24 protein-coding genes, 1 tRNA gene, 1 other RNA gene and 1 pseudogene are annotated in these 26,023 nt (G+C 65.5%); 15 read left to right on the plus strand and 12 right to left on the minus strand.

From position 1 onward, the window contains the following. Positions 1 to 53: 53 nt before the first annotated feature. Positions 54 to 1,115 carry a glycosyltransferase family 4 protein gene (locus AC1DIM_RS00850; protein WP_477708608.1) on the minus strand — a complete coding sequence of 354 codons (1,062 nt, stop codon included), beginning with the start codon at positions 1,113 to 1,115 and terminating at the stop codon, positions 54 to 56. Between the two features lie 186 nt (positions 1,116 to 1,301). On the opposite strand from AC1DIM_RS00850, the gene AC1DIM_RS00855 reads away from it, so the two are divergent. Then, positions 1,302 to 2,000, plus strand: a complete 699-nt coding sequence (locus AC1DIM_RS00855) for a DsbA family oxidoreductase (protein ID WP_477708738.1) — start codon at positions 1,302 to 1,304, stop codon at positions 1,998 to 2,000. A 39-nt stretch (positions 2,001 to 2,039) separates the two neighbouring features. Then, positions 2,040 to 2,681 carry a TetR/AcrR family transcriptional regulator gene (locus tag AC1DIM_RS00860; protein WP_477708609.1) on the plus strand — a complete coding sequence of 214 codons (642 nt, stop codon included), beginning with the start codon at positions 2,040 to 2,042 and terminating at the stop codon, positions 2,679 to 2,681. Positions 2,682 to 2,752: 71 nt separating this feature from the next. Here the strand turns inward: AC1DIM_RS00860 and AC1DIM_RS00865 are convergent, their stop codons facing one another. Then, complete coding sequence (locus tag AC1DIM_RS00865) at positions 2,753 to 3,424, minus strand: LytR C-terminal domain-containing protein (protein ID WP_477708610.1); 672 nt, start codon at positions 3,422 to 3,424, stop codon at positions 2,753 to 2,755. Continuing rightward, positions 3,417 to 3,716, minus strand: a complete 300-nt coding sequence (locus tag AC1DIM_RS00870) for a type II toxin-antitoxin system VapB family antitoxin (RefSeq protein WP_477708611.1) — start codon at positions 3,714 to 3,716, stop codon at positions 3,417 to 3,419. Before AC1DIM_RS00870 ends, AC1DIM_RS00865 begins: the two co-directional genes overlap by 8 nt. 174 nt (positions 3,717 to 3,890) lie before the next feature. Between AC1DIM_RS00870 and AC1DIM_RS00875 the strand changes: the two genes are divergently transcribed. Then, complete coding sequence (locus tag AC1DIM_RS00875; protein WP_477708612.1) at positions 3,891 to 4,820, plus strand: Cof-type HAD-IIB family hydrolase; 930 nt, start codon at positions 3,891 to 3,893, stop codon at positions 4,818 to 4,820. Positions 4,821 to 5,083: 263 nt separating this feature from the next. Then, complete coding sequence (locus tag AC1DIM_RS00880; protein ID WP_477708613.1) at positions 5,084 to 6,559, plus strand: stealth family protein; 1,476 nt, start codon at positions 5,084 to 5,086, stop codon at positions 6,557 to 6,559. Between the two features lie 42 nt (positions 6,560 to 6,601). Here the strand turns inward: AC1DIM_RS00880 and AC1DIM_RS00885 are convergent, their stop codons facing one another. Beyond that, the gene (locus AC1DIM_RS00885) at positions 6,602 to 7,531 is read right to left on the minus strand and encodes a phosphodiesterase (RefSeq protein WP_477708614.1); all 930 of its coding nucleotides are present in this window, start codon (positions 7,529 to 7,531) and stop codon (positions 6,602 to 6,604) included. 123 nt (positions 7,532 to 7,654) lie between these two features. Further along, positions 7,655 to 8,182 (minus strand): glutathione peroxidase, encoded by a 528-nt coding sequence (locus AC1DIM_RS00890; RefSeq protein ID WP_477708615.1) that lies wholly within the window; start codon positions 8,180 to 8,182, stop codon positions 7,655 to 7,657. Positions 8,183 to 8,300: 118 nt separating this feature from the next. On the opposite strand from AC1DIM_RS00890, the gene AC1DIM_RS00895 reads away from it, so the two are divergent. Next, positions 8,301 to 9,059 carry a hypothetical protein gene (locus tag AC1DIM_RS00895; protein WP_477708751.1) on the plus strand — a complete coding sequence of 253 codons (759 nt, stop codon included), beginning with the start codon at positions 8,301 to 8,303 and terminating at the stop codon, positions 9,057 to 9,059. 74 nt (positions 9,060 to 9,133) lie between these two features. Here the strand turns inward: AC1DIM_RS00895 and AC1DIM_RS00900 are convergent. Next, positions 9,134 to 9,865, minus strand: a pseudogene (locus tag AC1DIM_RS00900) (M23 family metallopeptidase); the annotation flags it as partial. A gap of 111 nt (positions 9,866 to 9,976) precedes the next feature. Here AC1DIM_RS00900 and AC1DIM_RS00905 point away from each other — a divergent pair. Continuing rightward, positions 9,977 to 10,894, plus strand: coding sequence for an oxygenase MpaB family protein (locus tag AC1DIM_RS00905; RefSeq protein ID WP_477708616.1), 918 nt, complete (start codon positions 9,977 to 9,979; stop codon positions 10,892 to 10,894). A gap of 54 nt (positions 10,895 to 10,948) precedes the next feature. On the opposite strand, the gene AC1DIM_RS00910 is transcribed toward AC1DIM_RS00905, so the two are convergent. Continuing rightward, positions 10,949 to 11,036, minus strand: a tRNA-Ser gene (locus AC1DIM_RS00910). A 278-nt stretch (positions 11,037 to 11,314) separates the two neighbouring features. Here AC1DIM_RS00910 and AC1DIM_RS00915 point away from each other — a divergent pair. The 4 genes from AC1DIM_RS00915 to recR all read left to right on the plus strand — a co-directional run bounded on the left by AC1DIM_RS00915 (position 11,315) and on the right by recR (position 15,917). Next, entirely contained in the window at positions 11,315 to 11,680 is a 366-nt protein-coding gene (locus AC1DIM_RS00915) for a hypothetical protein (RefSeq protein ID WP_477708617.1), read from the plus strand. Between the two features lie 40 nt (positions 11,681 to 11,720). After that, an RNA gene (ffs, locus tag AC1DIM_RS00920) (signal recognition particle sRNA small type) lies at positions 11,721 to 11,817 on the plus strand. 50 nt (positions 11,818 to 11,867) lie between these two features. Next, positions 11,868 to 15,239, plus strand: a complete 3,372-nt coding sequence (locus AC1DIM_RS00925; protein WP_477708618.1) for a DNA polymerase III subunit gamma and tau — start codon at positions 11,868 to 11,870, stop codon at positions 15,237 to 15,239. A 78-nt stretch (positions 15,240 to 15,317) separates the two neighbouring features. Beyond that, complete coding sequence (gene recR, locus AC1DIM_RS00930; protein WP_354217118.1) at positions 15,318 to 15,917, plus strand: recombination mediator RecR; 600 nt, start codon at positions 15,318 to 15,320, stop codon at positions 15,915 to 15,917. Positions 15,918 to 15,923: 6 nt separating this feature from the next. On the opposite strand, the gene AC1DIM_RS00935 is transcribed toward recR, so the two are convergent. Next, entirely contained in the window at positions 15,924 to 17,075 is a 1,152-nt protein-coding gene (locus AC1DIM_RS00935) for an ABC transporter permease (RefSeq protein ID WP_477708619.1), read from the minus strand. Beyond that, on the minus strand, positions 17,072 to 18,022 hold the full coding sequence (locus AC1DIM_RS00940) for an ABC transporter ATP-binding protein (RefSeq protein WP_477708739.1): 951 nt from the start codon (positions 18,020 to 18,022) through the stop codon (positions 17,072 to 17,074). Before AC1DIM_RS00940 ends, AC1DIM_RS00935 begins: the two co-directional genes overlap by 4 nt. 239 nt (positions 18,023 to 18,261) lie before the next feature. Between AC1DIM_RS00940 and AC1DIM_RS00945 the strand changes: the two genes are divergently transcribed. Then, positions 18,262 to 19,620, plus strand: coding sequence for an aspartate kinase (locus tag AC1DIM_RS00945; protein WP_477708620.1), 1,359 nt, complete (start codon positions 18,262 to 18,264; stop codon positions 19,618 to 19,620). Positions 19,621 to 19,715: 95 nt separating this feature from the next. Here AC1DIM_RS00945 and AC1DIM_RS00950 read toward each other — a convergent pair whose 3' ends face one another. Together AC1DIM_RS00950 and AC1DIM_RS00955 are read right to left on the minus strand one after the other, a co-directional pair. Further along, on the minus strand, positions 19,716 to 19,931 hold the full coding sequence (locus AC1DIM_RS00950) for a hypothetical protein (RefSeq protein ID WP_477708621.1): 216 nt from the start codon (positions 19,929 to 19,931) through the stop codon (positions 19,716 to 19,718). Positions 19,932 to 20,061: 130 nt separating this feature from the next. Then, on the minus strand, positions 20,062 to 20,304 hold the full coding sequence (locus AC1DIM_RS00955; RefSeq protein ID WP_477708622.1) for a hypothetical protein: 243 nt from the start codon (positions 20,302 to 20,304) through the stop codon (positions 20,062 to 20,064). Between the two features lie 80 nt (positions 20,305 to 20,384). On the opposite strand from AC1DIM_RS00955, the gene AC1DIM_RS00960 reads away from it, so the two are divergent. Genes AC1DIM_RS00960 through AC1DIM_RS00975 form a run of 4 tightly spaced genes read left to right on the plus strand, consistent with a single transcriptional unit; the run spans position 20,385 to position 22,778 of the window. Continuing rightward, complete coding sequence (locus tag AC1DIM_RS00960) at positions 20,385 to 20,867, plus strand: MarR family winged helix-turn-helix transcriptional regulator (protein WP_477708623.1); 483 nt, start codon at positions 20,385 to 20,387, stop codon at positions 20,865 to 20,867. A gap of 24 nt (positions 20,868 to 20,891) precedes the next feature. Beyond that, positions 20,892 to 21,455, plus strand: a complete 564-nt coding sequence (locus AC1DIM_RS00965) for an SSI family serine proteinase inhibitor (protein ID WP_477708624.1) — start codon at positions 20,892 to 20,894, stop codon at positions 21,453 to 21,455. Continuing rightward, positions 21,424 to 22,365: a 3-methyladenine DNA glycosylase gene (locus tag AC1DIM_RS00970; protein WP_477708625.1), complete on the plus strand. Its 942-nt coding sequence runs from the start codon at positions 21,424 to 21,426 to the stop codon at positions 22,363 to 22,365. The genes AC1DIM_RS00965 and AC1DIM_RS00970 overlap by 32 nt, the downstream gene beginning before the upstream one ends. Further along, positions 22,362 to 22,778 carry a YegP family protein gene (locus AC1DIM_RS00975; RefSeq protein ID WP_477708626.1) on the plus strand — a complete coding sequence of 139 codons (417 nt, stop codon included), beginning with the start codon at positions 22,362 to 22,364 and terminating at the stop codon, positions 22,776 to 22,778. The genes AC1DIM_RS00970 and AC1DIM_RS00975 overlap by 4 nt, the downstream gene beginning before the upstream one ends. An 80-nt stretch (positions 22,779 to 22,858) precedes the next feature. Here the strand turns inward: AC1DIM_RS00975 and AC1DIM_RS00980 are convergent, their stop codons facing one another. After that, entirely contained in the window at positions 22,859 to 25,900 is a 3,042-nt protein-coding gene (locus tag AC1DIM_RS00980) for a S8 family serine peptidase (protein WP_477708740.1), read from the minus strand. Positions 25,901 to 26,023 lie beyond the last annotated feature (123 nt).

A 26,023-nucleotide genomic window follows, 5' to 3' on the forward strand; every position in this document is an offset into this window, starting at 1 on the left:
GGCCGCCGGATGGAAATCGGACCCGGTTCCGGCGCCCGGACAAGTGTCCCCCTTCAGCGATTCTGGTGGACGTAAGAATCATCCGGAGCCCCTGTCTCCCGACTCTTTTCCACGAGTTTTGCGAACAGATCCAGATGGTTGAGCACCATCTTCTCCGTGCTGAACATCTTGATTGCCCTGTCCCTGCAGTGCGATCTGTCCAGCGCGGCGGCAAGCGGAAGAAACCTGTGCAGCTCGTCCGTCGGCGCCAGGTAACCCGTTTTGCCGTCATCCACGATTTCAGGAGCAGCGCCGATAGGCGTTCCCACCACGGGTGTGCCTGTTGAAAGTGATTCGATCATGACCAGTCCGAATGGTTCGGGCCATTGAATGGGATTGAGGAATGCCATCGCTTCACCCATCAGGCGGTACTTGTCGGCGTCCCCCAACTCGCCGAGGAACTCCTCGTTGGTGCCCAGGAGCGGCTCAACCACTGAGCGGAAGTACTCAATCTCCCCCGGCTCGCGCATCTTGGCCGCAATCCGCAGCGGGATGCCTGCCCTGCGCGCAATGTTGATGGCTTCAACCACGCCCTTGTCCGGGCACATCCTGCCGACGAAGCAGGCATAGCCTCCGCCCCCTGAGCCAACAGGCACACCGGCGACGTCCATGCCATGGTGGATCACCTGCGTGATGGGCACATCGGGGACCCTTGAGGCCTGGTCACGCGAGATGGAGATGATGGCTGTGTCGCCCGCCATCGCACGGTACAGATCCGCCGACGCCGGAATGAGGGGGCCGTGAATGGTGGTTACAACAGGGGCTCTGGATCTCCTCCGGCCCACCAGCGGCCCGGCCAGGGTGTGGTCATGGATGATGTCCGCATCGCCCAAGCCGTCATAGGCCCTGATGACGTGGCTGAGTTCTGAGAGTGCCATGCCCATTTCCGCTGGTTCGGAAGGCCGCATCCCTGGTACCAAAGGTGCCGGACAGACGCTGTCCGACGCTGCGGCGAGCATGACATCGTGCCCGGCCGCAATAAAACCCCGGGCAAGGGAGTCAACAACCCGCTCTATGCCCCCGTATCCGGCTGGTGGAATGGGAATCCATGGTGCTGCAATAAGTCCTATCCGCATGCTTTCCTCCGTGAGGACACATGCCACGCCCCCAGAAATGGCGAGTGAAGTGAGTTCAAGAAAGGCCGTTGCTTAACCTGCTGTTCTGACTATTACCCTGCCCGGGGTCCCATTTCAACCCCCGACGTGACAAAGCGAACACACCGCACCGGGAATGCCTTCCGCCCGGAGACGGTTGTGGCCAGCATGAAGATTGAGATCTGGTCAGACGTCGCGTGTCCCTGGTGCTACATCGGAAAGCGCCGGTTTGAGGCTGCCTTGGCCGAGTTCCCGCACCGCGACTCCGTGGACGTGACGTGGCGCAGCTACCAGCTGGATCCCAGCCTCCCGGAGCATTACGAAGGCACCGAACTTGAATACCTGAGCCGGATCAAGGGCATGGCCCAGCAGCAGGTCGCCCAGATGTTTGAGCATGTCAGCACCCAGGCCAAGGGTGAGGGCCTTAACTACCGCTTCGACCAGGTGGTGGTGGCCAACAGCTTCACCGCCCACCGCCTGATCCACCTTGCTGCCCGGCACGGGCAACAGGATGCCGCGAAGGAACGCCTGCTGAGTGACCACTTCGAGCACGGCAAGGACATCGGCAGCCAGGGCTACCTCACGGAACTGGGCCTCGCGCTGGGCATCAATGCCGCAGAAGTAGCTGAGCTCTTCACCACGGACAAGTACGCCGACGCCGTCCGCTTCGACTTCGAGGAAGCCCGCGCACTGGGGATCACCGGTGTGCCGTTCTTCGTCATCGACCGTAAGTTCGGGCTCTCCGGTGCCCAGCCTGCGGAAACGTTCACCGCTGCGCTCAACCAGGCCTGGCAGGAGGCCAGCCCGCTGGTACTGGTCAACGCCGCGGACGGCGATGCCTGCGGCCCGGACGGCTGCGCCGTTTAGCCCACCCCGTTTACTGACACATCGCGATAAAGTGTCTGTATGCCCAGGATTTCGGCGGCCACCAACGCCGCGCAACGCGCCGACACGCAGCGCCGGATCCTGACGGCCTTTGGTGAGCTGCTCTTTACCCATGGCCTGCCCGGGCTGACCATGACAGACGTCGCACGGCATGCCGGCGTCGGGCGCACAGCGGTCTACAACTATTACGCCGATATCGAAGAGCTGCTGATCTCCTACGCCCTGGATGAGACCGAGCGGTTCCTCGCCGAGTTGCGGGACGCCCTTGCCGCGGTGGACAACCCCGTCGAGCGTCTGGCGCTGTACGTCCGCACCCAGGTGGAGGACCTCAGCCGCCGCCACCTCCCGCCCGGACCTGCCATGGCGGCGGTGCTGTCGCCGTCGTCCTTTGCCAAACTCGCCGACCATGTGGGTGAACTGAGCGTCATGCTGCAGGGCATCCTGCGCGACGGCATGGCGCAGGGCTACCTGCCGGAGGCTGACATCGGCCAGCAGGCACAACTGATCCACGGGACCCTGTCCTCCAGTGCCGCCCGCGGCAGCAATGAACCCGCCGAACTTGAGGCGCGTATCGCCAGGACGGTGCGGTTCATCCAGTTGGGCGCCGGAGCCAGGTTCGACGACGACGGCGCTCCCATCAGCGCTAAGGCGCCCCTGCCCTAATCCCCTGCGTTGCTCTATCAGTCCCGGTCGTTATCCGGCAGGTTTGGCAACCAAAGGTGATAGAGCAACACTTAGGGCGTGGGCGTGGGCGTCGGAATGACAGGCCACTTGGCGTCGTCGGCGATCCGTCGGCTTTCCCGCGGACAGCTGAGCGTACCGGGAGTCTGGTCCACCCGGTCCGCAGCGGCCAGCTCTTTGTAGTCGCCGGCAAGGATCACGTCCACGCTGGCGTCGGTCCGGCCGTCCTGGAAGTAGTCGGAGCCCGGCACATTCCGCTGGACGGTGAAGGCCGCCGCTTGTCCGGCCGCACCCGAAACCACTGCAGCCACGCCACGGTAGCCCGCTTCGGTGTTGGACACGTTCCCGACCACAAACTTCCGCGCCAGGAGTTCGTCCGCCGCCGTGCGGGCCAGTCCGGGCCGGCTGGTGGAGTTGAAGACGTTGAGGTTGATCTGTTCTGGCGGGGTGTAGTCGAAGGTGGTCACGGGACACGTGCTCCGGGGCTCGTCGCTGGCCGCCGTCGACGGGAGCTTCAAATGCCCGTTGATGATGGCGAGCGCCGTGATGATGGCCCCGGCAATGAGGCCCAGCAGCAGGACCAGCACCACGCCGTGCATGACCCTGCGGCGGAGCCGGACGGGATCGTCGGGATCCCCCGCCGCTTCAAAGGTGGCGCGCAGTTCCGGGCCGGTAACAACACGGTGCCCGTGGAGGACCCGTGCATCCTTAGGTTTCCTAGCCATCTATCACCAGCACTCGGGCATGGATGGCGGTGCGCTGGTGCAGCGCTGTCCGGACGGCGCGGTGCAGCCCGTCCTCCAGGTAGAGGGTTCCCCGGTACTGCACCACGTGGGGGAAAAGGTCGCCGAAAAACGTGGAGTCCTCCGCCAGGAGCGCCTCAAGGTCCAGGGTCCGCTTAGTGGTCACCAGTTCGTCCAGGCGGACGGGGCGCGGCGGCAGTGACGCCCACTGTTTGGGCGTGGTGTAACCATGGTCGGGGTACGGGCGTCCCTCGCCCACAGCTTTGAAGATCACCCTGCAACCCTAGGCACCTTGACGGCCCAAGAGAAGAGTCCGGCCCGCGCCGTTTCAAGGTTGTAGCCAAACAGTGACCATCCGTTGCAGGGCCGCCGGCTTTGGGCCGATCGCACCGGGACGCGGGCCGGGACGCAGGCCGGGACGCAGGCCGGCGGCTGACACAATGGACCCATGACTGCATCCGATTTCCCCGCCAGCTCCGCCCCCGGCGTCCGCCTGCCGTCCACCCCGCCGCTCGCCCTTCTGCTGGACGTGGACGGTCCCGTGGCGAGCCCGGTGACCCGTGACGTGCAGCCGGGCATCATCGCCGACATGGTGGCACTGGCGAGCGCTGGTATTCCCGTCATCTTCAACACCGGCCGCTCCGATACGTTCATCCGGGAACAGGTCATGGAACCCATGATCGCCGTCGGTATGCCGGCCGGAACCGTCATCCACGCCATCTGCGAAAAGGGCGCCGTCTGGTTCAGCTATACCGCTGCCGGCCCCGGCCCCATCCACGTTGACCACGAGCTGGCCGTGCCCAAGGCCTATGGCGATGACGTTCGCAGGCTTGTGGCCGAGGACTATTCGGCCCACATGTTCTTCGACGAGACGAAGCGGGCCATGGTGTCCGTGGAGCAGCACATCGAGGTGCCCTCCGCCGATTACCTCGCCGAGCAGAAGCTCTTCGACTCGGACGCCATGGACCTGATGGTCCGCCACGGCCTGGGTGTGGTCCGCCTTGACCATCACGCACCGAATTCCGACGACGTTGTGGACTACCGCTTTGACCCCACCATCATTTCCACCGATATTGAGTCGGTGCGGCTGGGCAAGGATCTGGGAGCCAGCCGCGCTGTGGAACTGCTGGCGGCACAGGGCATCACGCCGCAGGCTTGGCGGACCATGGGCGACTCCCGCACTGACTACGCCATGGCCGACTGGCTGCATCACAACGACCATTCCGTGAAGCACGTTGACGTCCGCCCGGCGGACGGCGTTCCGGTCAAACCCTATGACGTGCTCACCGCAACGGACCTGGGGCTTGGCAGCGAAGTAATCCACGACGACGCCGGCGCGGCTTTCCTTCGCGGCTGGCGGGAGTCCGTGGGCAGCTGAGCCCCTGCCTGGTGGCGCGCCGCCCTGCCCGGAGCCGTGCGTTTTGAGGCTACCGCTATCATTCAATTAATACCGCATACCAGTTAACCGCGACGGAGACAACCATTACAGAAGCACCCGTTACAGAAGCAACAGAAGCACCCGTCACAGAAGCGCCTGTCCAGGACGAGATTTATTACGGCGGCCAGGCGTCGGCAGAACCACGCACGCATGCCGAGGTAACCTCCCCGGCTGCCGAGGCGCGCCTGAAGCACCGCGAGGATGTGGTCCGGCACAAAGGCCGGTATGCCCTCATTAACCACAACCGGACCCCCTACCAGGCCATGGTTGAGGATCTGCTGTTCCTGCGCAACGTGCTGGCCGGCGCTGGCCTGGACTACCTCCTGGTCCGTGGAAACAACGACCGCCCTGTCATCGCCCTGGACTGGAAGAACCGCAAAAAGCTGCGGACCGCCCTGGTGGAAGCCTGCCGCAACGAGCCCGTCTACTCCATGACGGTTGACGCGAAGAAGAAATCATCCGTCCTGGTGGCCGATGGGGAGCTCTCGCGCAACCGGCAGGCCCGCATCTTCCGGATCTACCGTCCCCGGGTTGAACCTGACGGCGGCTTCGAGTTCGGTTCCTCTGCCGGCGTCCAGATTGAGCTCTGGAGCTTCGACGGTAACCAGATCACCCTGCCCATCGAGAACTCCCTCACCCGCCGAACCATGCTCGCGCAGGACGCTGTCCGTGGCACCGTGGAGCGGTACGGCCACTCCTGGCCGACCATCGAGAATATGTTCGCGGACCACGCAAGTGACATCAGTTTCGACATTGACCTGGTGTTCTCCTGGGTGGACGGCAGTTCCCCTGAGTACATCGCCGCCCGCCGCGCCCAGCAGAAGGGTGTGGTTCTCGGCGAAGGCGACGACAACGAAGCACGTTTTCGGCAGATCAACGAACTCAAGTACGCCCTGCGTTCGGTGTACATGTTTGCGCCGTGGATCCGCCGTATCTTCATCGCAACGGACTCCCCTGCGCCGGAATGGCTCGCCGAGCACCCGTCCGTGACCATCGTCCGCAGCGAAGAGTTCTTTTCTGACCCGTCAGTGCTGCCCACGCACAACTCGCAGGCGGTGGAATGCCAGCTGCACAACATCGAAGGCCTCTCGGAGCACTTCCTGTATTCCAACGACGATATGTTCTTCGGCCGGCCTGTCGGGCCTGACCTGTTCTTCACGCCGGGCGGCATCACCAAATTCATCGAGGCCGAGACACGGATCGGGCTGGGCGACAACGACGCCGAGCGCAGCGGCTTCGAGAACGCGGCCCGCGTTAACCGCAAGCTGCTCTGGGACCGCTTTGGCCGCATCACCACTAGGCACCTCGAGCACACTGCCGCGCCCCTGCGGCGCAGCGTGGTGGCCACCATGGAGCGGGAGTTCCCCGACGAGTTCCAGAAGACGGCAGCCAGCCGGTTCCGCGCCGCGGACAACATCTCGGTGACCAACTCGTTCTACCACTACTACGCCCTGCTCACAGGCCGGGCTGTCACCCAGACAGCGGCCAAAGTGCGCTACGTAGACACAACCATGCGTGCAGGGTTGAACTACCTGCCCAAACTGCTGTCCAAGCGGAACATGGACTTCTTCTGCCTCAACGACGGCAGCTTCCCGGAAGTCCCGGCGGATGAACGGGCCCGGCTGGTAACGGACTTCCTGGAGAAGTACTACCCCATTAAGGCGCCCTGGGAACTGTAAAGCCGGGAACAGCCGACCGCACCCCTGCCCTGGGCGCTGCCGCTAGATAGCGTAAGGCAGGGAAACCTTGGTGGGAGTCCCGACTTTTGCTTTGTCCGGGATACGGATACCGGCCGCAGCCAGCCGCTCGGCGGTCATCTCGGCGGTTACGTGCTCGCCCACGGTGGGCGTGCTGCCCAACGGAACCACGGAATGGACAATGGTGTGCTCGTAGACGTGCACCTGGTTGAACGCCTGCCCGCCGTCCCGGCCACGCGTGCCGCCCACTCCAACGTTGAGATCCTGGGTGTAGCACGTGGCCGATGCCACGGACACTGGGATCCCCGCGAACGTGGCTGTGGTTGAGTAATGCAGGTGCCCGGCGAGAATGGCCCGAACGTCCGAGTTGCGGACCACTGCGGCCAGGCTTGCCTGATCGCGCAGTTCCACCAGGACGGCCAGGTCCAGGACGGACGGGACCGGTGGGTGGTGGAGCGCGAGGATGGTGCCGTCGGGCGCGGGTGTCTCCAGCTCACGGGCCAGCCACTCCAGCTGCGAGGTACTCAGCTCGCCGTGGTGGTAGCCGGGGACCGACGTATCCAAAGTGATGACGCGCAGGCCGTTGATGAAGTAGCTGTGATCCACCGGTGTATCGCTGGCCGGCTGATCCAGCAGGCCGGTCCGGAAGTTGGCCCGGTTGTCATGGTTTCCCATCGCCCAGATGACACGCGCGCCCAGGTCTTCGCAGGCGGGATCAACGATTGCCCTTAGCTTTGCGTAGGCCTCTGGATGGCCCTGGTCAGCGAGGTCACCGGTGAAGATCACGGCCTCGGGCCGCGCGCCGGAAGCCCGGACTTCATCGAAAAGCTGGATGAGCTTCGATTCGCTGTCAACTGCGCCGTAGAGGGGATCCGGACCTCCCATCAGGTGGGGGTCGCTCAGGTGGAGAAGGAAGTGGCGCGGCCGGGGATGTTCGGCCTCGATGTGCTTCATTGCTGCCTCTGTGGTTGGTGGGAAACGGCGTTTCCCTTCTACCCTTCAGTAACCTTTATCAAACCAGATATTGGGGAAACTTTGAGTAAATTACTGCGGCCAAGTTGGAAAAAAGCAAAAGATTTACGCGACTGAATGACCTGACGGGCTTTCCGGCCCATCAAATTCGGCCAGTGCCTGCTCAATTGCGTCGAGGACCTCGGGTGAGTCGGGTACGACGGTGGGGGCGAAGCGTCCCACCACCTCGCCGGCACGGTTGATCAGGAACTTCTCAAAGTTCCACTTCACCAGGCCGGGCAGCACGCTGGTCTTGAACTTGGTCAGTTCCGCATAGAGCGGATGCTGGTCCTTGCCCCGCACGTTGGCCTTGGCCGTCAGGGGAAAGGACACACCGAAGTTCCGCTCGCAGAACTCGGCGATCTCGCTGTCCGTGCCCGGCTCCTGACCGGCGAACTGGTTGCACGGCACACCGAGGATCTCAAAGCCCCGGTCCCGGAACTTCTCGTACAAGGTTTCGAGGCCGGCGTACTGCGGTGTCAGTCCGCACTGCGACGCCACATTGACCACCATCACCACGTTTCCCTTGAACCGGCCGAAGTCGGTCCGGGTGCCGTCGTTGAGCGTCAGCGGGATGGTGTAAAGAGAGGTCACAGCGCCGTCCTTGGAAGGTTGGTTATGAAGGTGATTCGTTGCCAACCATCAACAGTACTGGCGATCGCTGGGAGATTTCTGTCAGGGTTTCGTCGGGGCGGGCACCGACGCAGTGGTTGTGGCTGATGTTTCGGGCGACGATGTGGTGGTTCCGGGCGGAGCCGCAGCAGCCGGAGTCGTGCTTGGTGGCGTCGCCGGGTGCTCTGATTCAGAGGGAGCCCTTGCTGCCGGTGCCGACGTGGGCACGGGGGCGGCGGGCGGCGGAGTTGTTGGCGTCGCCGGTGCAGGTGCTGCCGTGGTAGCAGGTGGGGGTGGCGGTGCCGTCACCGGAGGTGCTGCGGTGGAAGTCGCCGTCGGAGTTGCCGCCGCCGGCGGTGTCGAACCAGTGGCCGGCGCAGTCCCTGACGGAGGAGGGGCGCCGGGCGCTGGCGTCGTTTGCGTCGCAGGTGCTGACGTCGTCGCAGGTGCTGACGTCGTCGCAGGTGCTGTCGTCGTCGCAGGCGACGAAGTCCCCGAGGGCGGAGGCGTGGTAGCCGCAGGCGTTGCGGTCGCAGTCGGCGGTGGCGTCGCGGAACCAGTCGTCGACGGCGAAGCGGTGCCGGACGGCGAGGCGGTGCCAGTCGTCGACGGCGAAGCCGTGCCGGACGGCGAGGCGGTGCCAGTCGTCGACGGCGAAGCAGTCCCAGACGGGGTTGCGGTTGCTGTTGGTGACGGAGATGCCGTTGGCGTGGCAGTTGACGTCGCCGGCACGGCGAGCGTCGCCGCCGGCGGTGCAGGCAGTTCCTCTTCACCGTGGAGGACAGTGTGGCTGTTGTCCGTGGCGACCGGAATAGCCCACGGCTGGGCACTGGCCCCGTCCGCGGCCTTGCCCTCGTAACTGACCATGGCAATGTCCGCCAGCGTGTCCACCTGATGGATCGGCAAGAGCGTCCAGTTCAGCGGATTGGTGTGTACGCCATGGAGGATGGTCTCAAAATGAAGGTGACACCCCGTGGACCAGCCGGTGGTGCCCACCCGTGCGATGACCTGGCCCACCTGCACGGCGTCCCCGGTGTGGACGGCGATGGCCTCCAAGTGGTTGTACGTGGTGATCAGGCCGTTGCCGTGGTCAATTTCCACGCGGTTGCCACCGCCCCAGGGATGCCACCCAGCGGCCCGGACCACGCCGGTATCGGCGGCATACACCCTAGTGCCGCAGCCCGCGGCGAAGTCCTGGCCGAGGTGGAAGTCCCCTGCCTGGCCCGAGATGGGACTGATGCGGAACCCGAAGGGCGAGCTTGCCGTGAGTACTTCAAGGGGGGACATCAGGGAGCCTTCCGGCGGCCGGCTCAGCTGCGCGGAAGCCACATTCAGCGGAGCCTTTCCATCCTTTGCGATCGTCCTGACCATGGTGCGGCCGAAGGGGACCAGCGACCTGCCGTCCGTCRGGATAGCCGGATTCAAGGCGGATGCACCCACATGGTCGGTGACGGCCTGCGGTGCAGCGCCGCCGGTCTGGAGCGCCGGGGCGGCCGGTAGCCCAAGGGCGAACGCAGCCGCAACGATGGCCGCGCCGGCTGCCAGCGCGCGCGCAGCCCTCGCACAGGCGCCAGGAGACTGCTTGTCCCGGCCGGAACCCCAATGATTTCCCACTCGCTGACTCCCGGTTGGCCCGTCGGACCCCAATCCGGACGAGCTTTCCATCCCATGGGACCACACAACCCCCGGGCTGTGAACCCCTTGTCCCGAGCTTGAGGAATACTTGTGGATTCTGCGGCAATCCCTCCCCGCCCGGTCATCGGCAAGAATGGTTTCATGCGCAATTTCCTCAGGGAATGGCAAGGCGAACTGAAGCGCGTTTTCACTGGAAGCGCGGACGCCCTGCCTGAGTGGGTTCCACGGCTGGCGGACGGGAATGACGCCGGCTATCACCTTCCGGGTTCAGCGGTCTGGGCGGTGCACGGTTCCATGACCCCTATCGTCGCCGGCATCCGGGCGCTGCTCATGCAGTCACTGCACCCCGCCGCCTTGGCCGGCATCCATGAGCATTCCGATTTCCGGGCCGATCCGCTCAGGAGGCTGGCCCGGACCATCCAGTGGATCTTTACTGTCACCTATGGCTCTACAGCCGCCGCCGAACAAGCTTCAGACAGGGTCCGGCGCCTGCACGTGCCTGTCCAAGGCAGCTACAGCGACCGGCGCGGCGCTGTGCATTCCTATTCGGCCAACGATCCCGAACTGGCCCGCTGGGTTCACCTCGCATTCGTTGACGCTTTCGTCACATCCCATGAGATCTGGGGCAGCAGGATCCCCGGCGGCCCTGATGCGTACGTCAGCGAATGGGCCCAGGCCGGCAGGCTGATGGGAGTGCAGGATCCGCCGCTGACTGAGGCTGACATGAGGCTGCAGCTGGACAGCTACTATCGCAGCGGCGAGCTGCTGGCGGACAGCCGGGTTGCCGAGACCGTCGGCTTCATCCGCAACCCGCCGCTGCACCCGCTGCTGCGGCCCGGCTACCGGATCATCTTCGCCGGCGCCGTATTCAGCCTGGAGCCGCAATACCGCCAGATGCTGGGGTTGGAGATTCCCCGGCTGGGCCCCTTCCCGCTCCCGGTAAGGCTGGCGACGAAGGTGAGTCTCGGCGTCGTACATCTTGCCTTGGGGCGCGGGCCCGGCCCCAGCGAGCAGGCTGCCCGGTCGCGGTTGCGCCGGCTCGGGTATCAGCGCGACTGACCGGCCGGGAATGAAAAAACCCGGTCCTGACAGGGTCAGGACCGGGTTTTTCACTGGCGGAGAATGGGGGATTTGAACCCCCGAGGGCGTTAACCCAACACGCGTTCCAGGCGTGCGCCATAGGCCGCTAGGCGAATTCTCCAGCTGCTTCTGAATCAAAAGCAGACACTAGACTACCTGAACTTTCCAGCATCGCCCAATTGAGCTCGGGGAGCGCCCGTTAACGTCAAAATGGACGCCCCCAATGCGCCCATTCCTACGGAATACCGTTGAGCTGCCGGGTCCGGCCCTCCAGCCAGGCCCCGCAGCTCACAATCTTGAGATTGCCCCAATCGGTGTACATACCCATGATCGGCCCTGCCCGCCGGATAAGCAATGAAATTCCTCCCATTTACGCTGGCACCTTGGCAGGATGAAGCCATGACACAGCTGCACGCGTTGGTTGTCTATGTTCCGGAGGCCCACGCTGAGGCGCTGCTCCGGGCGATCGGCGAGGCCGGTGCAGGCAGGATCGGTAACTATTCGCACTGCTCCTTTGCGGCACCGGGGACCGGCCGGTTCACCCCGCTTGCGGGCGCTGAGCCCTTCCTCGGTACCGTGGGATCGGGAGAGCAGGTGCCTGAACTCCGGATCGAGTGCGTTGTGGAGGAAGAGATGCTCGACGCCGTTGTGCTGGCCCTGCGCGAGGCCCACCCGTACGAGGAACCTGCGTTTATGACCTGGCCGGTCAACGGCTGGCGACGTGAGCCACGCCAACCGGGAGAACCGGCAAAGCCCGGCCTCTGACGCCGGTTCGAGGCAAGCCAAAAGTTCGGGTAAAGTTGTCTGCGGCCCCTCATGTGGCGTCATCCTGTTGAACTCCCCCAGGACCGGAAGGTAGCAAGGGTAAATGGGCTCTGGCGGGTGCATGGGGGGTCTTTACTATTCCCCCACAGGGCGGCATACTGTCGGCCCGGATTGGTAGGGTTTTCACGTGACTGTTACAACCACCGCCCTGTACCGCAGATACCGTCCGGACTCCTTCGCTGACGTTATCGGACAGGAACATGTCACGGAGCCGCTGATGACGGCCCTGCGGAAAAACCGGGTCAATCACGCCTACCTCTTCTCCGGTCCGCGCGGCTGCGGCAAGACCACCTCCGCCCGCATCCTGGCCCGCTGCCTGAACTGTGCCCAGGGCCCCACGGACACGCCCTGCGGAACCTGCCCCAGCTGCGTTGAACTTGCCCGCGGCGGTTCGGGCTCCCTGGACGTCATCGAGATCGATGCCGCCAGCCACGGCGGTGTGGACGACGCCCGCGATCTTCGCGAACGCGCAACCTACGCCCCCGTCCGTGACCGCTACAAGATCTTCATCATCGATGAGGCCCACATGGTCACGCCGGCCGGCTTCAACGCCCTCCTCAAGATCGTCGAAGAACCGCCGGAGCACATCAAGTTCATCTTCGCCACCACGGAGCCGGACAAAGTCATCGGCACCATCCGCTCCCGCACCCACCACTACCCCTTCCGGCTGGTACCGCCCGAGCCCCTGATGGCGTACCTGGAACTGCTGTGCAAACAGGAAAATGTGCCTGTGGCCCCGGGTGTGCTGTCCCTGGTGGTCAGGGCCGGCGGCGGGTCGGTCCGCGATTCCCTGTCCGTGCTGGATCAGCTCATGGCCGGCGCCGGTGCCAACGGCCTTGACTACGAACTGGCTGTGGCCCTCCTCGGTTACACCCACGCGTCACTGCTCGATGACGTGGTGGAAGCCGTGGCCGCGTCCGACGCCGCCACGGTTTTCAAGGCGGTGGACCGTGTCATCCAGACCGGCCACGATCCCCGCCGATTCGTCGAGGATCTGCTGGAACGCTTCCGCGACCTCATCATCGTCCAAGCGATGCCCGAAAGCGCCCAGGTGATCCTGCGCGGCATGCCGGCAGACCAGATCGCCCGGCTCCAGAACCAGGCGCACAACCTCGGGGCCGCTGAACTCTCACGTGCCGCGGACGTCACCAATACAGCACTGACCGAGATGACCGGCGCCACCTCACCCCGGCTGCACCTCGAGCTTCTCTGCGCCCGCATCCTGCTCCCAAGTTCGGAACAGACCGAACGCGGCATCGCTGCCCGGATCGACCGTGTGGAGCGCCGGCTCAACTACGCCGCGAAGGACGACGCCGGGGCTGCCGCATCCGCAGGCGCGCCGGTTTCGGCAGCCCACGCTCCGGCGGTCCCGGCTTCAGCACCTGCGCCAGCGGCCCCCGTTCAGCTCGCTCCCGTCCAGCCAGCACCTGCGCCAGCGGCTCCCGTTCAGGCTGCTCCCGTCCAGCCAGCACCTGCGCCAGCGGCTCCCGTTCAGGCTGCTCCCGTTCAGCCAGGGCCGGTTCAGGCGGCATCGGCTCCAGCAGCACCGCCGCAGGCAACGTCCGCTCCGGCAGCACCGGTTCAGACATCTCCGGGTCCTGCGTCCGCGGCTTCTTCAGCACCCTCCTCAGCGCAGTCATCAGCGCCGACAGCCTCGCCCGGCCCCGTCCCGGCCGCGCAGCAGGCAGTTGGGTCCGACGATGCGAGGACACCGCTGACCCCGCCGCGGGTCAGCACCAGCGACTGGCCAGTGGACGAGCCCGCCGGAACCCGTCCCCAGGCAGCGGCACAGGAGCGGCCTGCGGCACAGGAGCGGGCCGCCCCGTCCGCGCCGTCGGCACCAGCTGGCCCCGCCGCGACAGGTGACGTTGAGGTCCTGCGCCGCGCCTGGCCCGAGGTCCTTCAGACACTGTCCAAGATCAAGCGCAGCACATGGGCCCTGGTGGAACCGAACGCCCAGGTGGGCGCCTTCGACGGCCAGGTCCTGACTCTGGCTTTCACCACAACCGGTTTGGCGGGCGCGTTCGGCCGGGCCGACCACTCGGAGAACCTCCGGCAGGCGATCCACAAAACGGTGGGCATCGACTGCCAGATCACTGCCGTCGCCGGGGGCACCAATAGCTCAGCGAGCTCTGAGCCAAACCCAAAAGCACCCGTTAGCGCGCAAACCCCGCCAAGCTCGGCGGACGTCGCCTGGGGGCTGGCCCCTGCCCCTGCTGCTGAAGCCGCCCCCGCGCCTGCCGCTGAAGCCGCCCCCGCGCCTGCCGCTGAAGCCGCGCCTGCGGGCAGCGGTGCCACGCCGGCCGCCGAAGCCGCCCGGGCCGTGACGAGGACGGCCCCCACTGCTGTTGCACCGGCCGCTTCGCGCACGCCCGCCGTCGAGCTGTCAGCCGAAGAGTCTCACCGGGCGGAGGGGCCGGATCAGCAGGATCAGCCGCGTCCCCCCGAGCCGGACGCCGGTTCCTACGCCTACTCCGACGACGACTGGGGTCCCCCGCGGGACGAGGATGCTCCTCCGCTGGAGGAGGAACCGCCCATGGATTGGGATCCCTCCGCTCCGGCCGAACCGCGACGCTCGCCGTCGCAACCCGGGCCCGCAGCGGCCCAGTCCGGCAAACGGCCAGCCCGCACTGGCGCCCGGCCGGCCGCGGGCAGTACGCCAACCGCCACGGTTGCTGCCCCAATCGCTCCCTCACCCGACACGTCCCACGACCCGTGGGGCCGCGCCGTCGAGCAGGCACCGGGCGTTTGGGTAATAGGCACCGAACCTAACGTGGGGAAGATCCCGGCAACGTCCACGCCTGACGAAGCACCCGCCGCGCCTGCCCCTGACTACGAGCCCGCCACCGCCCAGATCCCGCAGGCTTCGGTCAGCACCCAGTCCGAAGCAGACGCCAGCTGGAGCCTACCGCCGGCAGCGCCCGGCCGTCCCTTGGACGACTCGGCAGCCGATATCCCTGCAGCCGGCATCAGTGCAGCCGGGGTCCCTTCTGTGCATGTGGCTGCACCCGAGAGCCCCGATTCCCGGGCCGGTCTCCCTGCGGCCTACGTCGCCTCAACGGATGCAGGGACACCTCAAAGCCCCGCTCTTGAGGGTGCCGCGCCTGAACCCGGTGGCCCGGGAAGTCAGGCTCCGGCGCCGGACCGGGAGACCTCTGTCCCGGAACGGGCCGAGGTCCGCGAGTACGCCATGGCGTCGGCGGCTCCGGCCGTGGCTCCGGCACCCTTGCAGCCTGCCCCGGCAACGTCCGCTTCGGCGACCCAGGCAAGGCAAAGCCTTTACCAGCGGCTGTCCAACAGCCCCGAGGCCGAGGCCGGCCGCGCCAAGGCCCCGGCCCGCGCGGCAGCCGCGACCTACGTCCAGGACATCCCGAGCGCGGATGACGAAACCATCGAGGAATCGGGCGTGTTTGGACGCGCCGCCGTCGAGCGTATTCTGGGCGGGAAGCTGATCGAGGAGCGTTCCCCGGACGGGACCCCGATCGTTCCGCGTTTCTAGTCCGCTGGATTCCAGCCGCCGGCGCCACCCAAGCACCCGGCTCCATTCATCATCCAAGCCAAACCAAAAGAGGAAAACGTGTACGAAGGTGCAGTCCAAGAGCTGATCGACGAGCTCGGACGCCTTCCCGGTGTAGGTCCCAAGTCCGCCCAACGGCTGGCATTCCACATCCTCGAAGCCGATCCGCAGGATATGAAACGCCTCGTCGAGGCAATCACCACGGTGAAGGAGCGCGTGAAGTTCTGCACCGTGTGCGGGAACGTCACGGAGCAGGAACTGTGCAACATCTGCCGGGATCCGCGGCGTGACCCGTCCGTCATCTGTGTGGTGGAGGAATCCAAGGACGTCCTGGCGGTGGAGCGCACCCGGTCCTTCCGCGGCCGGTATCACGTACTGGGCGGGGCCATCAATCCCATCGCCGGGGTGGGACCCGAGCAGTTGCGGATCCGCGAACTCCTGACACGGCTGAACGACGGCGCCATCCAGGAAGTCATCATCGCCACCGACCCCAACCTCGAGGGTGAAGCGACGGCGACGTATCTCGCCCGGATGCTGAAGACAATCGGCATTGCCGTCACCAGGCTCGCCTCCGGCCTGCCCGTGGGCGGAGACCTTGAGTACGCCGACGAGGTCACCCTCGGCCGAGCTTTTGAGGGCCGTCGTAACGCGCTGATCTAGACCGGCTCAGGCGATGCGGGTTCCCCGCGCAAGCCTGTGGGCCGGGGTGCGCAGCGAGCGCCGGCCCAGCCACATCAGCAGCCCGGCAAGCAGTACTTGCAGGCCAAGCCCCAACGGCCACAACGGAGTGGTCTGGGCCAGATACTGCGGCTTGGCTTGGCCGTTGGCGCACGGGTAAGTGCCTTCAGGACCGGCCATGGCGTAGCGTGCACCTTGGCTCACTGTTTCGATAGCCCCCACCGGTGATGACATTCCGAAGGAATTGGAGGTCCGCACGGGGTACGGGATGGCATCGGCCACCACCACGTAGGGGTTCATGGCGAGCATCCAGGCCACGCGTTCGGTGTGCACGGCCGGCTGTGACCGCAGCGGTCCGGAACACGTGTAGTCAGGTTCCGTTGGCGCGGGCTGCTTCTCCAACGGTTGGTACGGCGCGTAGCCACGGTATTGTGCCTGGTTGGCCATGATGGTGCCCTGCGAGAGCCCGGTTCCCAGCCCGAACGCGATCAGGGAGCCGAACACCAGTCCGGCCACGGCGAGGTACGTGACCACGATGGAGAACAGCGGCCGCCCCGCCAGTGCTGAAATTCCGACGCCGATGGCACACACCACGCCCACTTCAACCGCCAGCATCAGCAGTGCCACCAGGACATGGCCCGGCGTCATGCCGCCGAGGGCCACCCCGATCACCAGGAACGGGGTGCTGGCAACCAGGAAAGCCAGCGCGGCACACCATGCCGCCACGAATTTGCCCCACAGGATCTGGCCGGGCGTCAGCAGGGTCACCTGCAGGATGGCCAAGGTACCTCCTGCCCGGTCGCCGTTTACGGCATTGGCGGACAGCGCCGGCGCCACCAGCAACGCGAAGAGGAGGACGAAGGCCAGGACCACTTCAAAGATCATCGATCCCGGCCCGGGAATATCGGCAGGGTTGATGTCGGTGTAGGTTCCCCGTGCTGCCCGTTGGGCTTCCCAGCTCGCCCACGTCAACCACGTCACCAGGCCGGTGAGCAAGAACCAGATAGCCAGCATGATGTACCAGCCCCGGGACCGGAGCCGCTGCTTGAGCTCAAGGACCACCACGTCCCGCATACCGCCGAGGTAGCCGACGCCCCGGCCCGGGGCAGGTGGGCGCTGCGTTGCGCATGTCTGGCTCATTGCTGCTCCCCCTCAAGGTTCATGTACGTCTCTTCCAGCGCACCCGAGGCGGGGGCGAATGACCTGACCGCGACGCCGGCGAGCACCAGGTCGCGCAGGAGGCGGGCGGCGTCGTCGTCGTTCATCAGCACCAGGCTGACGGCCGGCTGGCGGCCGTCCTCCACCCGGAAGGTCAGGCCCAGTTCGGTGAGCTTGGCAGCGAGTGCCCCCGCATCCTGAGCCGAGACGGCATAGCGCCTGCCCGCCGCGGAAGCCTCCTCCGTGGTCTGATGCCGGACGGTGCGGCCATGGTTGACGAACACCGCGGCGTCGGCAATTTCGTCAAGCTCGCTGAGCACGTGGGACGAGACCACAACGGACTTTCCTTCCGCCGCAAGCTGCCGCAGCATCACGCGCAGTTCCACCCGCGATCCCGGGTCCAGCCCGGACGCCGGCTCGTCCAGCAGCAGCACGGACGGATCGTGGATGAGGGCACGGGCCAGGCTGAGCCGCTGCTGCTGCCCCCGAGACAGGACGCGGGCAGGCTGGTCCGCGAGGTCGCTGAGGCGGACGCGGTCCAGCATCTCGGTCACGCGCTGCGGGATTCCAGCCTTGGGCAGGCGGTAGAAGCGTGCCATCTGGGAGAGGATCTCGCGGGCTGTCAGGGACTCCCACACCCCCAGTGTGTCCGGCATCCAGCCGATCCGCCTGCGCACCTCGGCATGGTGGTGCCGTGGATCAAGCCCCTCCACCGTGATGGTGCCGGAATCCGGCGCCAGCAATGAGGCCAGCATCAGCAACAGGGTCGTTTTGCCGGCCCCGTTGGGCCCGATCAGGGCGGTAACCTTGCCTGCCGGAGCATCAAAATCCATGTGCTCGACGGCGCTAACCTGCCCGAAGCTGCGGCTCACCGCCGTCGCAGTAATACCGTCAGTGCCAGGGCCCCTCGGCCCGGACGGTAAATCCATTTCGTCCTGATTTGCTGTCATTCCCCGAGCACCTGTCCCCCAAACCATTGCATGCTTACTGACTATCCGAGACTACGCTGGGGGGGCCGGCCGAAGCGTCCGCCGAAAGGCTGAGATTCGGTCACAATTCCCCGCCTGCGGCCGGCGGCGATAAACTGGCCTGAACACGTCACGCCGTCCAGCCGCAAATGGCCGTGCCTGACCTCCCGAACTCCGATTGATCCAGTGAAGGTACGCGCATGAGTACGCCCACGTCCGAAGTGCACGCAGCCACGAAGCAGCAGGCGCTGCCCGAAGGCGCTGCCGTCACCAAACAGCTGATCGTGCAGAAATTTGGCGGTTCGTCCGTTTCGGATGCCGACGGCGTCAAGCGCGTCGCCAAGCGGGTTGTCGACGCACAGCGCGCCGGCAACGAAGTGGTAGTGGTCGTCTCCGCGATGGGTGACACCACCGACGAACTGCTGGACCTCGCCGGCCAGGTCACCGACTCCGCCCCCGCCCGCGAGATGGACATGCTCCTCTCCGCCGGCGAACGCATCTCCATGGCCCTGCTGGCCATGGCCATCAATAAACTCGGCGCCTCTGCCCAGTCCTTCACCGGTTCCCAGGCCGGCATGATCACGGACGGCATCCACGGCAAGGCCCGGATCATCGACGTCGATCCGCACCGCATCCGCACGTCCCTGGACAAGGGGCACATCGCCATCGTTGCCGGGTTCCAGGGCATGAGCCGCACCACCCACGAAATCACCACTCTTGGCCGCGGCGGCTCGGACACCACGGCAGTGGCTTTGGCGGCCGCGCTGGAAGCAGACGTCTGCGAAATTTACACCGACGTGGATGGCATCTACACCGCCGACCCCCGGGTGGTTCATTCCGCCCGGAAGATCGACACGATCTCCAGCGAGGAAATGCTGGAGCTCGCGGCATCCGGCGCGAAGATTCTGCATCTGCGCTGCGTCGAATACGCGCGCCGCTTCGGTGTGCCCCTGCACGTCAGGTCCTCATTCAGCCAGAACGAAGGCACTTGGGTCATTCCCAGCGCCGAAGACAAGATCACCACTCAAGAGGGAGTTGCCTTGGAGCAGCCAATCATCTCCGGCGTCGCACACGACCGTTCCGAAGCCAAGGTCACCGTTGTGGGGGTGCCGGACATCCCCGGCAAGGCCGCCGCCATCTTCCAGGTCATCGCTGACGCCCACTCGAATATCGACATGATCGTTCAGAACGTTTCCACGCATGGCAGGGGCCGGACGGACATTTCCTTCACCCTCCCCATCGTCGAGGGCGCTGAAGCCCTGGCTGCGCTCAAGGCCGCCCAGCCGAACATCGGCTTCGAGAACATCGAGTACAACGAGAAGATCGGTAAGTTGTCGCTCATCGGAGCCGGTATGCGGTCCCACCCCGGCGTCTCCGCAACATTCTTCAAGGCCTTGTCCGACGCAGGGATCAACATCAACATGATCTCCACTTCAGAGATCCGGATCTCCGTGGTCACGCACGCTGATCTCCTCGATGACGCCGTTCGCGCCATCCACAAGGCCTTCGACCTGGACAGCGACGACGAGGCAACCGTCTACGGCGGCACCGGCCGCTAGCCGCACCCTGTTTTACGAACAACGCGGGGTCACTTCCGGCTCAATAACTTTCGTTCATTGGGCTGGAAGTGACCCCGCGTTGCTTTTGGTCTGGTTCAGGCTTGCCTGCCGGGTACTTCGCGGCGCACTGCGTAGTGGTGTCCCTCGGAATCGGTTTCCACGACGAAGTGGGAAAGGTCCTCCTCGGAGGCCTGCTCGAAGTCATCATGCGTGTGCACTACTGGAGTGTCAGTGTCCAGGCGTGATGCCGGCCCGAAGAAGAACCGGAGCCGATCGGTGGTATTCATAAAACCGGTGAGAGCATGTCCCATTGTTTCCACCCCCTTCCCACTGTGCGGGCGAAGAGCAACTGGCTCCTGCTGGAGTCAGTGCCCCCATTTTACGCCCGGATCCCAAAAAAGGACCAGAAGTTGCCGACCCGGACGGGCCGACCGAAGGAGCTCAGCGCAAGGACTGGTCGCCCGGGTTCCGGGGCACAACATAGGTGCTGCCGTCAGGGCGGGTGACCGTTTCCCACTGCTGGGTTTCCCGCTCACGCTGGATCAGGAGAGCCCGGTTCTCTTCGGTCATGTCATGCACCAGGGAACTGCGGTTGGCCGGTCCGAGAACGACCCGGAGCCTGCCCATGGCCCGCATGAACCGCTGGGACCCGTTCGCCTTGTCCGCCGAGTTGCCTTTGCCCATGGCAGTAAACCCTTCGATAGAACCAATTACTCCGTCCAGTGTACGCTAATAATTAGTGCACTAATTATTGGAGGATTGTGATGACGTCCATTTCTGACCCCGCGCGGCATCAGGACAACGATCTCCTGTTGGAGCAGCAGCTCTGCTTCGCACTCACCGTGGCCTCCAGGAGCGTGGTGGGCGCCTACAAGCCGGTCCTGGACAAGCTGGGCCTGACCCACCCGCAGTATCTCGTGATGCTCTGCCTGTGGGAGTCTGCCCCCCGGACTCTGCGCAACATCAGTGAAGCCCTGGCCCAGGCGCCGGCAACCATCTCACCACTTCTTCGGCGGCTCGAGGAAGCGGGCTTCGTCACGCGCCAGCGGGTGGACGGGAACGAACGCAGCCTGGCCGTTGGCTTGACTCCCGCAGGCGCCGAGCTTCGGCAGCAGGCACTGGCGGTCCCAGGCACCATGATGAACCGGCTGGGCCTGACCCGGGAACAGGTAGGCGAGCTGCACAGCTCGATGATGGCGCTCATTGCCGCTACCGGGGCAGAACACGCGGACGCCGGCAGCGCGTAAAATGGCAGCAACCTAGGAGGGTTCATGCCTTTGCGAACAGTACGGCCGTTCTTGGCGATTCTTGCCGTGGCCGGGCTCGCCGCGTGCACGGCGACGCCCAATAATCCTGCCCCATCGTCCGGCGGCCCGACGGTCAGTTCATCCGCCTCCCAAGGCACCTCAAACACCCCGTCCCCGGACACCGAGACCACCGTTCCCGCACCGTCCCCCACAGCACTCCCGGCCCCGACAGCGGGCCCCGGCGCCGGCAACGCCGAGCTTGCCATTATGGTGAAGCCGTCCGCTACCGAACCGGCCGTCAACTACACCCTTGTCTGCCGTGACGGAGTCCCCACCGCGGAAAGCAAACACCCCAAGGCTGATGCTGCCTGCGCCGCCCTCAAGAACAACGCAGCCCTCCTCAGCCCTGCGCCACAGGACGCCCACCGGGTCTGCACAGAGCAGTACGGCGGCCCGCAGACCGCAACGGTGACCGGCATTGTGGACGACTCCCCCGTGGAAGCCGCTTTCGCCCTGACCAACGGCTGCGAAATTGGAGCCTGGAAAGCAGCCGAGGATGTCCTGGGTGCCACCGGTGGAGCACTTTAGCCTGCTGACGGCCGATGCCTGGCGTGCCCGCGAAGAAGCGCACCAGCAACGCGTCCGTCGTTACTCCGATCCTTACCTTGCCCGCCGCTCGGCAGGGCGCAAGCACCCGGTGGAAGACTTCCTCTTCACTTACTACACCCAGAAACCCGGCCAGCTGCTGCGCTGGCACCCGGGCGCCGGCGTCGTGCTCACCGGTGAACGTGCGGCCGCCCGCACCGGATGGAAGCACTACAGAACGCTCGACGACGGCGAACTCACCGCCGCCGGGCTGCCGTCGGGGAGCGTGGCGGTCACCTTGGACCGCGACGCCTTTTTGGCTGACCGGCGTGAGGCGATAGCGTTCGCAGCCATCATCCTCCGCGGAACCGCGGCCCGGCCGGCCCAGTTCGGCTGCTTTGGGCTGCACGAATGGGCCATGGTCTACCGCCAGGATAAATTCGACCTTCGTCACGAATATCTTCAGCTGCGGCTGGGGTCCGCCGGCACGGACAAGGTGGTGGAGGACAACCGCATCCGCTGCTCGCACTTCGATGCCTACCGCTTCTACACGCCGGACGCCAGCGGGCTCAACGAGCTGGCACCAAGCCGCGAAAACCAGCGGCACATGGAACAGCCGGGGTGCCTGCACGCCAACATGGACCTCTACAAGTGGGCCTACAAACTCCTGCCCGCACTGCCCAGCGAGCTGGTTATGGACTGCTTCGAACTGTCCTGGCGGATCCGCGCCATGGACATGCAGGCCTCGCCCTACGACCTCGAAGAGTGGGGCTTGCCGCCCATCGCGATCGAAACACCCGGGGGCCAAGCCGCTTATGTGGAGCACCAGCGGGCCTTCGCGGCCGAGGCTGCTGTCCTCCGGGATCGCCTGGCGCAGGCACTGGCCCCGCTTTCCGCGGCGGCACTGTCATGACCGGCACGGCGGTCCCTGAACCGGTCCCGGAACCCAGCGACAGTGTGGACCTGGCCATCAGGCTCCGGGAGGAGCCCGCCGCCGGCGAGTATCTCTTCCGGTTGGTGGCAGCGGGCGGCAGGGTCCAGGGCGGCTCCACCCTCCCGGCGCCCGATGCCGCGCTGGAGGCTATAGAGCAGTTCGGCGAGGACATCTTCTTCCCCAAACCGGGACCGCCGCGGCTCTGCACGCAGCAGTACGGCGGACCCCAAGTGGCCGAAGTCACCGGGACCTTTCACGGACGCCAGGTGCAGGCAGTTTTCCGGCGCACGGACGGCTGCGAGATCGCCCGCTGGAACACACTGTCCGCGTTGCTGGGCGGGACACCCGGGGCCGGCGGGACGTTCGGAACAACTGGATCGTCCCGGACATGAACGTCCCGGACATGAAACGTCCCGGCCAGCAAAGCCGACCGGGACGCCCCTGATGGTGCTATCTGCTACTTATCCCCGCCTTAGCCGGCCGGGATCCTGTCCGCGGGCGACATAAGCGGAGCACCCGCCGGGGCCTTTGCGGCAGCGGCTCCCACCTGGACATTGACCAGGGTTTTGATCCCGTTTTCCCCCAGCTTGAGGCGGGACAGGTAGGAGCCCTCCGAGAGCCGCGTCCAGTTCAGCGTTGTTGCCGTGGCTTGGCCATTCGGCGCCACGATCGGATTCGGAGTGACCGTCAGGTTCCCGGCATCACCCGAGAGGGAGGCCGCCTGGACCGTTGCCTTGGCGGCACCCTTGTCCGGTGTGGAGTAGAGGTTGGCCACGATGTAGTACGTGCCGGCCTGCGGCGACTCCAGCTCCAGGAACTCACTGGCCGAAGCCGTCGCCACCTGTATGGGCACTAACCCGCCCGCGCCATTCGGTGCGTAAACCACCATGTCCCAGTCGACGTCGTTCTTTTCCGCTTGCACCCCAAGGCGGGCAAAAGTGGTACCGGCCGGAACCGTCACGCTCACGAGGGCGTTGTGCGGATCATTGGTTGCCGCGTAAGCACCCGGCGTCTTGGAAACGGCGGCCTGGCTCATCGGGGCAAGACCCTCCACTGCCACGGCAAGGGGAGCATCGGAGCCGGACACGAGGTCCATGGTTCCGCTGCCGGTTCCGGTGGCGGAACTGAAGGAGAAGGACGGCGCGATCCGCGCGTCGACGGGCCGCACGGCCATGGGTGAGGTGACGGTCCGCGGACCCTTCCAGGTCAGTGTGCCGGTGGTGAACTTACCGACCGGAGCGCTGACGTTTCGGATGGTGAGGGTCACTTCACGGGTCTGACCTGCCTTGGCGAAATTCAACGCCTGCGGCTCTACCTTAACCTTGAAGCCCGGCATCTCCACCTGCGGCCGGTACATGCCCGGGACGAGCGCCGTCAGTTGGCGTTTGACCTGCACCTCACCCACCAGGCTGCCCAGGGCAATGGACGGCAGGTTCAGGTCCTGGGCGGCGACCGTGCCGGCCTGCGGCGCGCCCGTAGCCACACCTTGCCCGTTCAGGAACCCCAGCCAGTCCTGGATGCCCGAGTCGTAGACCAGGCCCGGATCGAGCACACGCAGGGAGTCGATCTGACCGGCGCCGCCGTCGAACGGATTCCGGTTGGGCGTGCCGTCAGCGTTGACCAGCGGGTAGGCGGTGGTCATCATGGCGGACTTGACCGTCGCAGGGCTCCAGTGCGGCTGCTTGCTGAGCACCAGGGCGCCGAAACCGGCGATGTGCGGTGCTGCCATGGACGTACCGGACATAAACCCGAACTGGGCGCCCTTGTTGCCGATGGTGGAAACGCCGGCAAGGACGTTGACGCCAGGGGCGGAAATGTCCGGCTTGAGGAGGTCCCCGCCGGATGCCAGGGTGGGGCCCCGGGACGAGAACCCGGCCACCTGCGGGGCGGGAGGCAGCGGTTCATCGGTGAGGTCGCCCTTGACGAGGCTGACCGTGAGGGCGGCGTCTCCCTCGAGCTTGGACTTCAGTTCCAGGCTCTTGGGGGCGTTGACGTGGACGGTGGGGAGGACGTGGTTGTCGGCGTCTTCCGAGCTGTTGGTGAGGTTGACCAGGATCATGCCCACACCGCCCTTGCTCTGTACCTCAAGGCTCTTGGCCGTCCGGTCCACCACGCCGCGGTCGCAGACTACGACCTTGCCGGCCACCTTGGCCGCATCGAGAGTGCCGGGTCCGCACAGGCTGGGGTTGGCCGCACCTGCGGCTGCAGCGGCCGCAGCAACAATCGCCGGCTTGTCTGTGACTTCGGTTTTCATGATGGAGGCACCGCGGTACAGGGTTCCGTCCGAAACCTTGACTGTTCCAAGCAGTTCACTGGGGAAAGTGGAGGCCGCCACCGTGGTCAGCCACGGCGACGCATGGTTGACGGTGGACGCGACCGGCCCGGAGTTACCGGCGGAGGCGGCGATGAACACTCCGGCCGCGGCAGCATTAAGGAAAGCCAGCGCCACTGGATCAGTGGTGCTGTCCGTATTGCCTGAGATGGAGTAGTTCAGGACATCAACGCCGTCTTTTGTGGCGGCATCAATCGCTTCGACTGATGACGAGGTATAGCAACCGCCGGTAGCCGGGTTGTCATCCTCCCAGCAGATCTTGTAGACCGAAACCTTTGCGGCGGGTGCCACGCCGGAGCTCTTGCCGAAGCTCATGCCGTCGAGCACCTGCTCAACGTTGGCGTTGCCGGCAGCCGTGGTGGCCGTATGCGTGCCGTGACTACCCACGTCGACCGGGGAGATCAGCTCCTGCGGGGCCCTGTTTTCCGGCTTCACGGACTGCAGGTAGGCGTCAGCGAAGTAGCGGGCGCTGAGAACCTTGGAATTGCACAGCGTCCCGTCGAACCCGGCCCCGGTACCCACACCCTTCTGGCACTCGCCTTCGAATGTGGTGCCATCAGCCTTAAGCATGGCGATCCGGCCGTCGGCGGCGCGGTAGGGCACGCCCATCTCCGCGGGGCCGCTGAGAGGCTTAACCGGCTCACCCTGGAGAAACGGATTATCCGGGGCATAACCCGAATCGATCACTCCCACCACAATCCCCTTGCCGGCGTTCTCCTCGCCGCCGAATCGGGTCTCCCACGCGCCTTCCTCGCCGGTGAGCTTCAGGAAATCGCCGGTGGTGTAGTCGGGGGCATGTTGGACGTCGGGCTCCACCGCCAGCACTCTGGCGTCCTTGGAAAGTTCGCCTGCCTGCGCTGCCGTCAGTTCTGCAGTGAACCCGTTCAGGGCCGCCGTGAACTGTTTCGACGGCGTCACACCCTGTTGGGAGGCCACGTCCCGCTGGGTCTTGCGGAGGTGCGCGTCGTAGGCCTTGTAATTAGGGCTGTCCTCGTCAAGCTTCCGGCCGTTCTGTGGCTTGGTAGCCAGCAGGCCAGGGGTCTCCCCGTCATAGGCGGCCGCGGCCTTGGCCGCGAGGACCACAATGTAGCGGCCATCCTGGAAGTCACTCGCCGCGGATTTTTGTGCGGTTATTGCCGTATTCAGCCCGGCGGGCGCCGCGGTAGCGGGGCTCATCGCCATCGAGGTGAGGAGTAGCGGCAGGCCAACGGCAAATGCCGTCGCTTTCCGGAGTCCCCTGCCCCGGAGGGGGCGTTTTGCAGTTGATTTCACGAGCGACTACACCTTTCACGAGGAACGGCCGGC

The sequence above is a fragment of the Pseudarthrobacter sp. 01T43 genome (assembly GCF_056398665.1).

Bases quoted from the DNA above. Each gene is read 5' to 3' on its own strand.
- AC1DIM_RS00905 (WP_477708616.1), top strand. From the start codon at position 9,977: ATGCGCAATTTCCTCAGGGAATGGCAAGGCGAACTGAAGCGCGTTTTC.
- AC1DIM_RS00970 (WP_477708625.1), top strand. From the start codon at position 21,424: ATGTCCTGGGTGCCACCGGTGGAGCACTTTAGCCTGCTGACGGCCGAT.
- AC1DIM_RS00945 (WP_477708620.1), top strand. From the start codon at position 18,262: ATGAGTACGCCCACGTCCGAAGTGCACGCAGCCACGAAGCAGCAGGCG.
- AC1DIM_RS00885 (WP_477708614.1), bottom strand. From the start codon at position 7,531: ATGAAGCACATCGAGGCCGAACATCCCCGGCCGCGCCACTTCCTTCTC.
- AC1DIM_RS00960 (WP_477708623.1), top strand. From the start codon at position 20,385: ATGACGTCCATTTCTGACCCCGCGCGGCATCAGGACAACGATCTCCTG.
- AC1DIM_RS00915 (WP_477708617.1), top strand. From the start codon at position 11,315: ATGACACAGCTGCACGCGTTGGTTGTCTATGTTCCGGAGGCCCACGCT.
- AC1DIM_RS00935 (WP_477708619.1), bottom strand. From the start codon at position 17,075: ATGAGCCAGACATGCGCAACGCAGCGCCCACCTGCCCCGGGCCGGGGC.
- AC1DIM_RS00950 (WP_477708621.1), bottom strand. From the start codon at position 19,931: ATGGGACATGCTCTCACCGGTTTTATGAATACCACCGATCGGCTCCGG.
- AC1DIM_RS00940 (WP_477708739.1), bottom strand. From the start codon at position 18,022: ATGGATTTACCGTCCGGGCCGAGGGGCCCTGGCACTGACGGTATTACT.
- AC1DIM_RS00875 (WP_477708612.1), top strand. From the start codon at position 3,891: ATGACTGCATCCGATTTCCCCGCCAGCTCCGCCCCCGGCGTCCGCCTG.
- AC1DIM_RS00850 (WP_477708608.1), bottom strand. From the start codon at position 1,115: ATGCGGATAGGACTTATTGCAGCACCATGGATTCCCATTCCACCAGCC.
- AC1DIM_RS00980 (WP_477708740.1), bottom strand. From the start codon at position 25,900: ATGGCGATGAGCCCCGCTACCGCGGCGCCCGCCGGGCTGAATACGGCA.
- AC1DIM_RS00965 (WP_477708624.1), top strand. From the start codon at position 20,892: ATGCCTTTGCGAACAGTACGGCCGTTCTTGGCGATTCTTGCCGTGGCC.
- AC1DIM_RS00855 (WP_477708738.1), top strand. From the start codon at position 1,302: ATGAAGATTGAGATCTGGTCAGACGTCGCGTGTCCCTGGTGCTACATC.
- AC1DIM_RS00955 (WP_477708622.1), bottom strand. From the start codon at position 20,304: ATGGGCAAAGGCAACTCGGCGGACAAGGCGAACGGGTCCCAGCGGTTC.
- AC1DIM_RS00865 (WP_477708610.1), bottom strand. From the start codon at position 3,424: ATGGCTAGGAAACCTAAGGATGCACGGGTCCTCCACGGGCACCGTGTT.
- AC1DIM_RS00860 (WP_477708609.1), top strand. From the start codon at position 2,040: ATGCCCAGGATTTCGGCGGCCACCAACGCCGCGCAACGCGCCGACACG.
- AC1DIM_RS00975 (WP_477708626.1), top strand. From the start codon at position 22,362: ATGACCGGCACGGCGGTCCCTGAACCGGTCCCGGAACCCAGCGACAGT.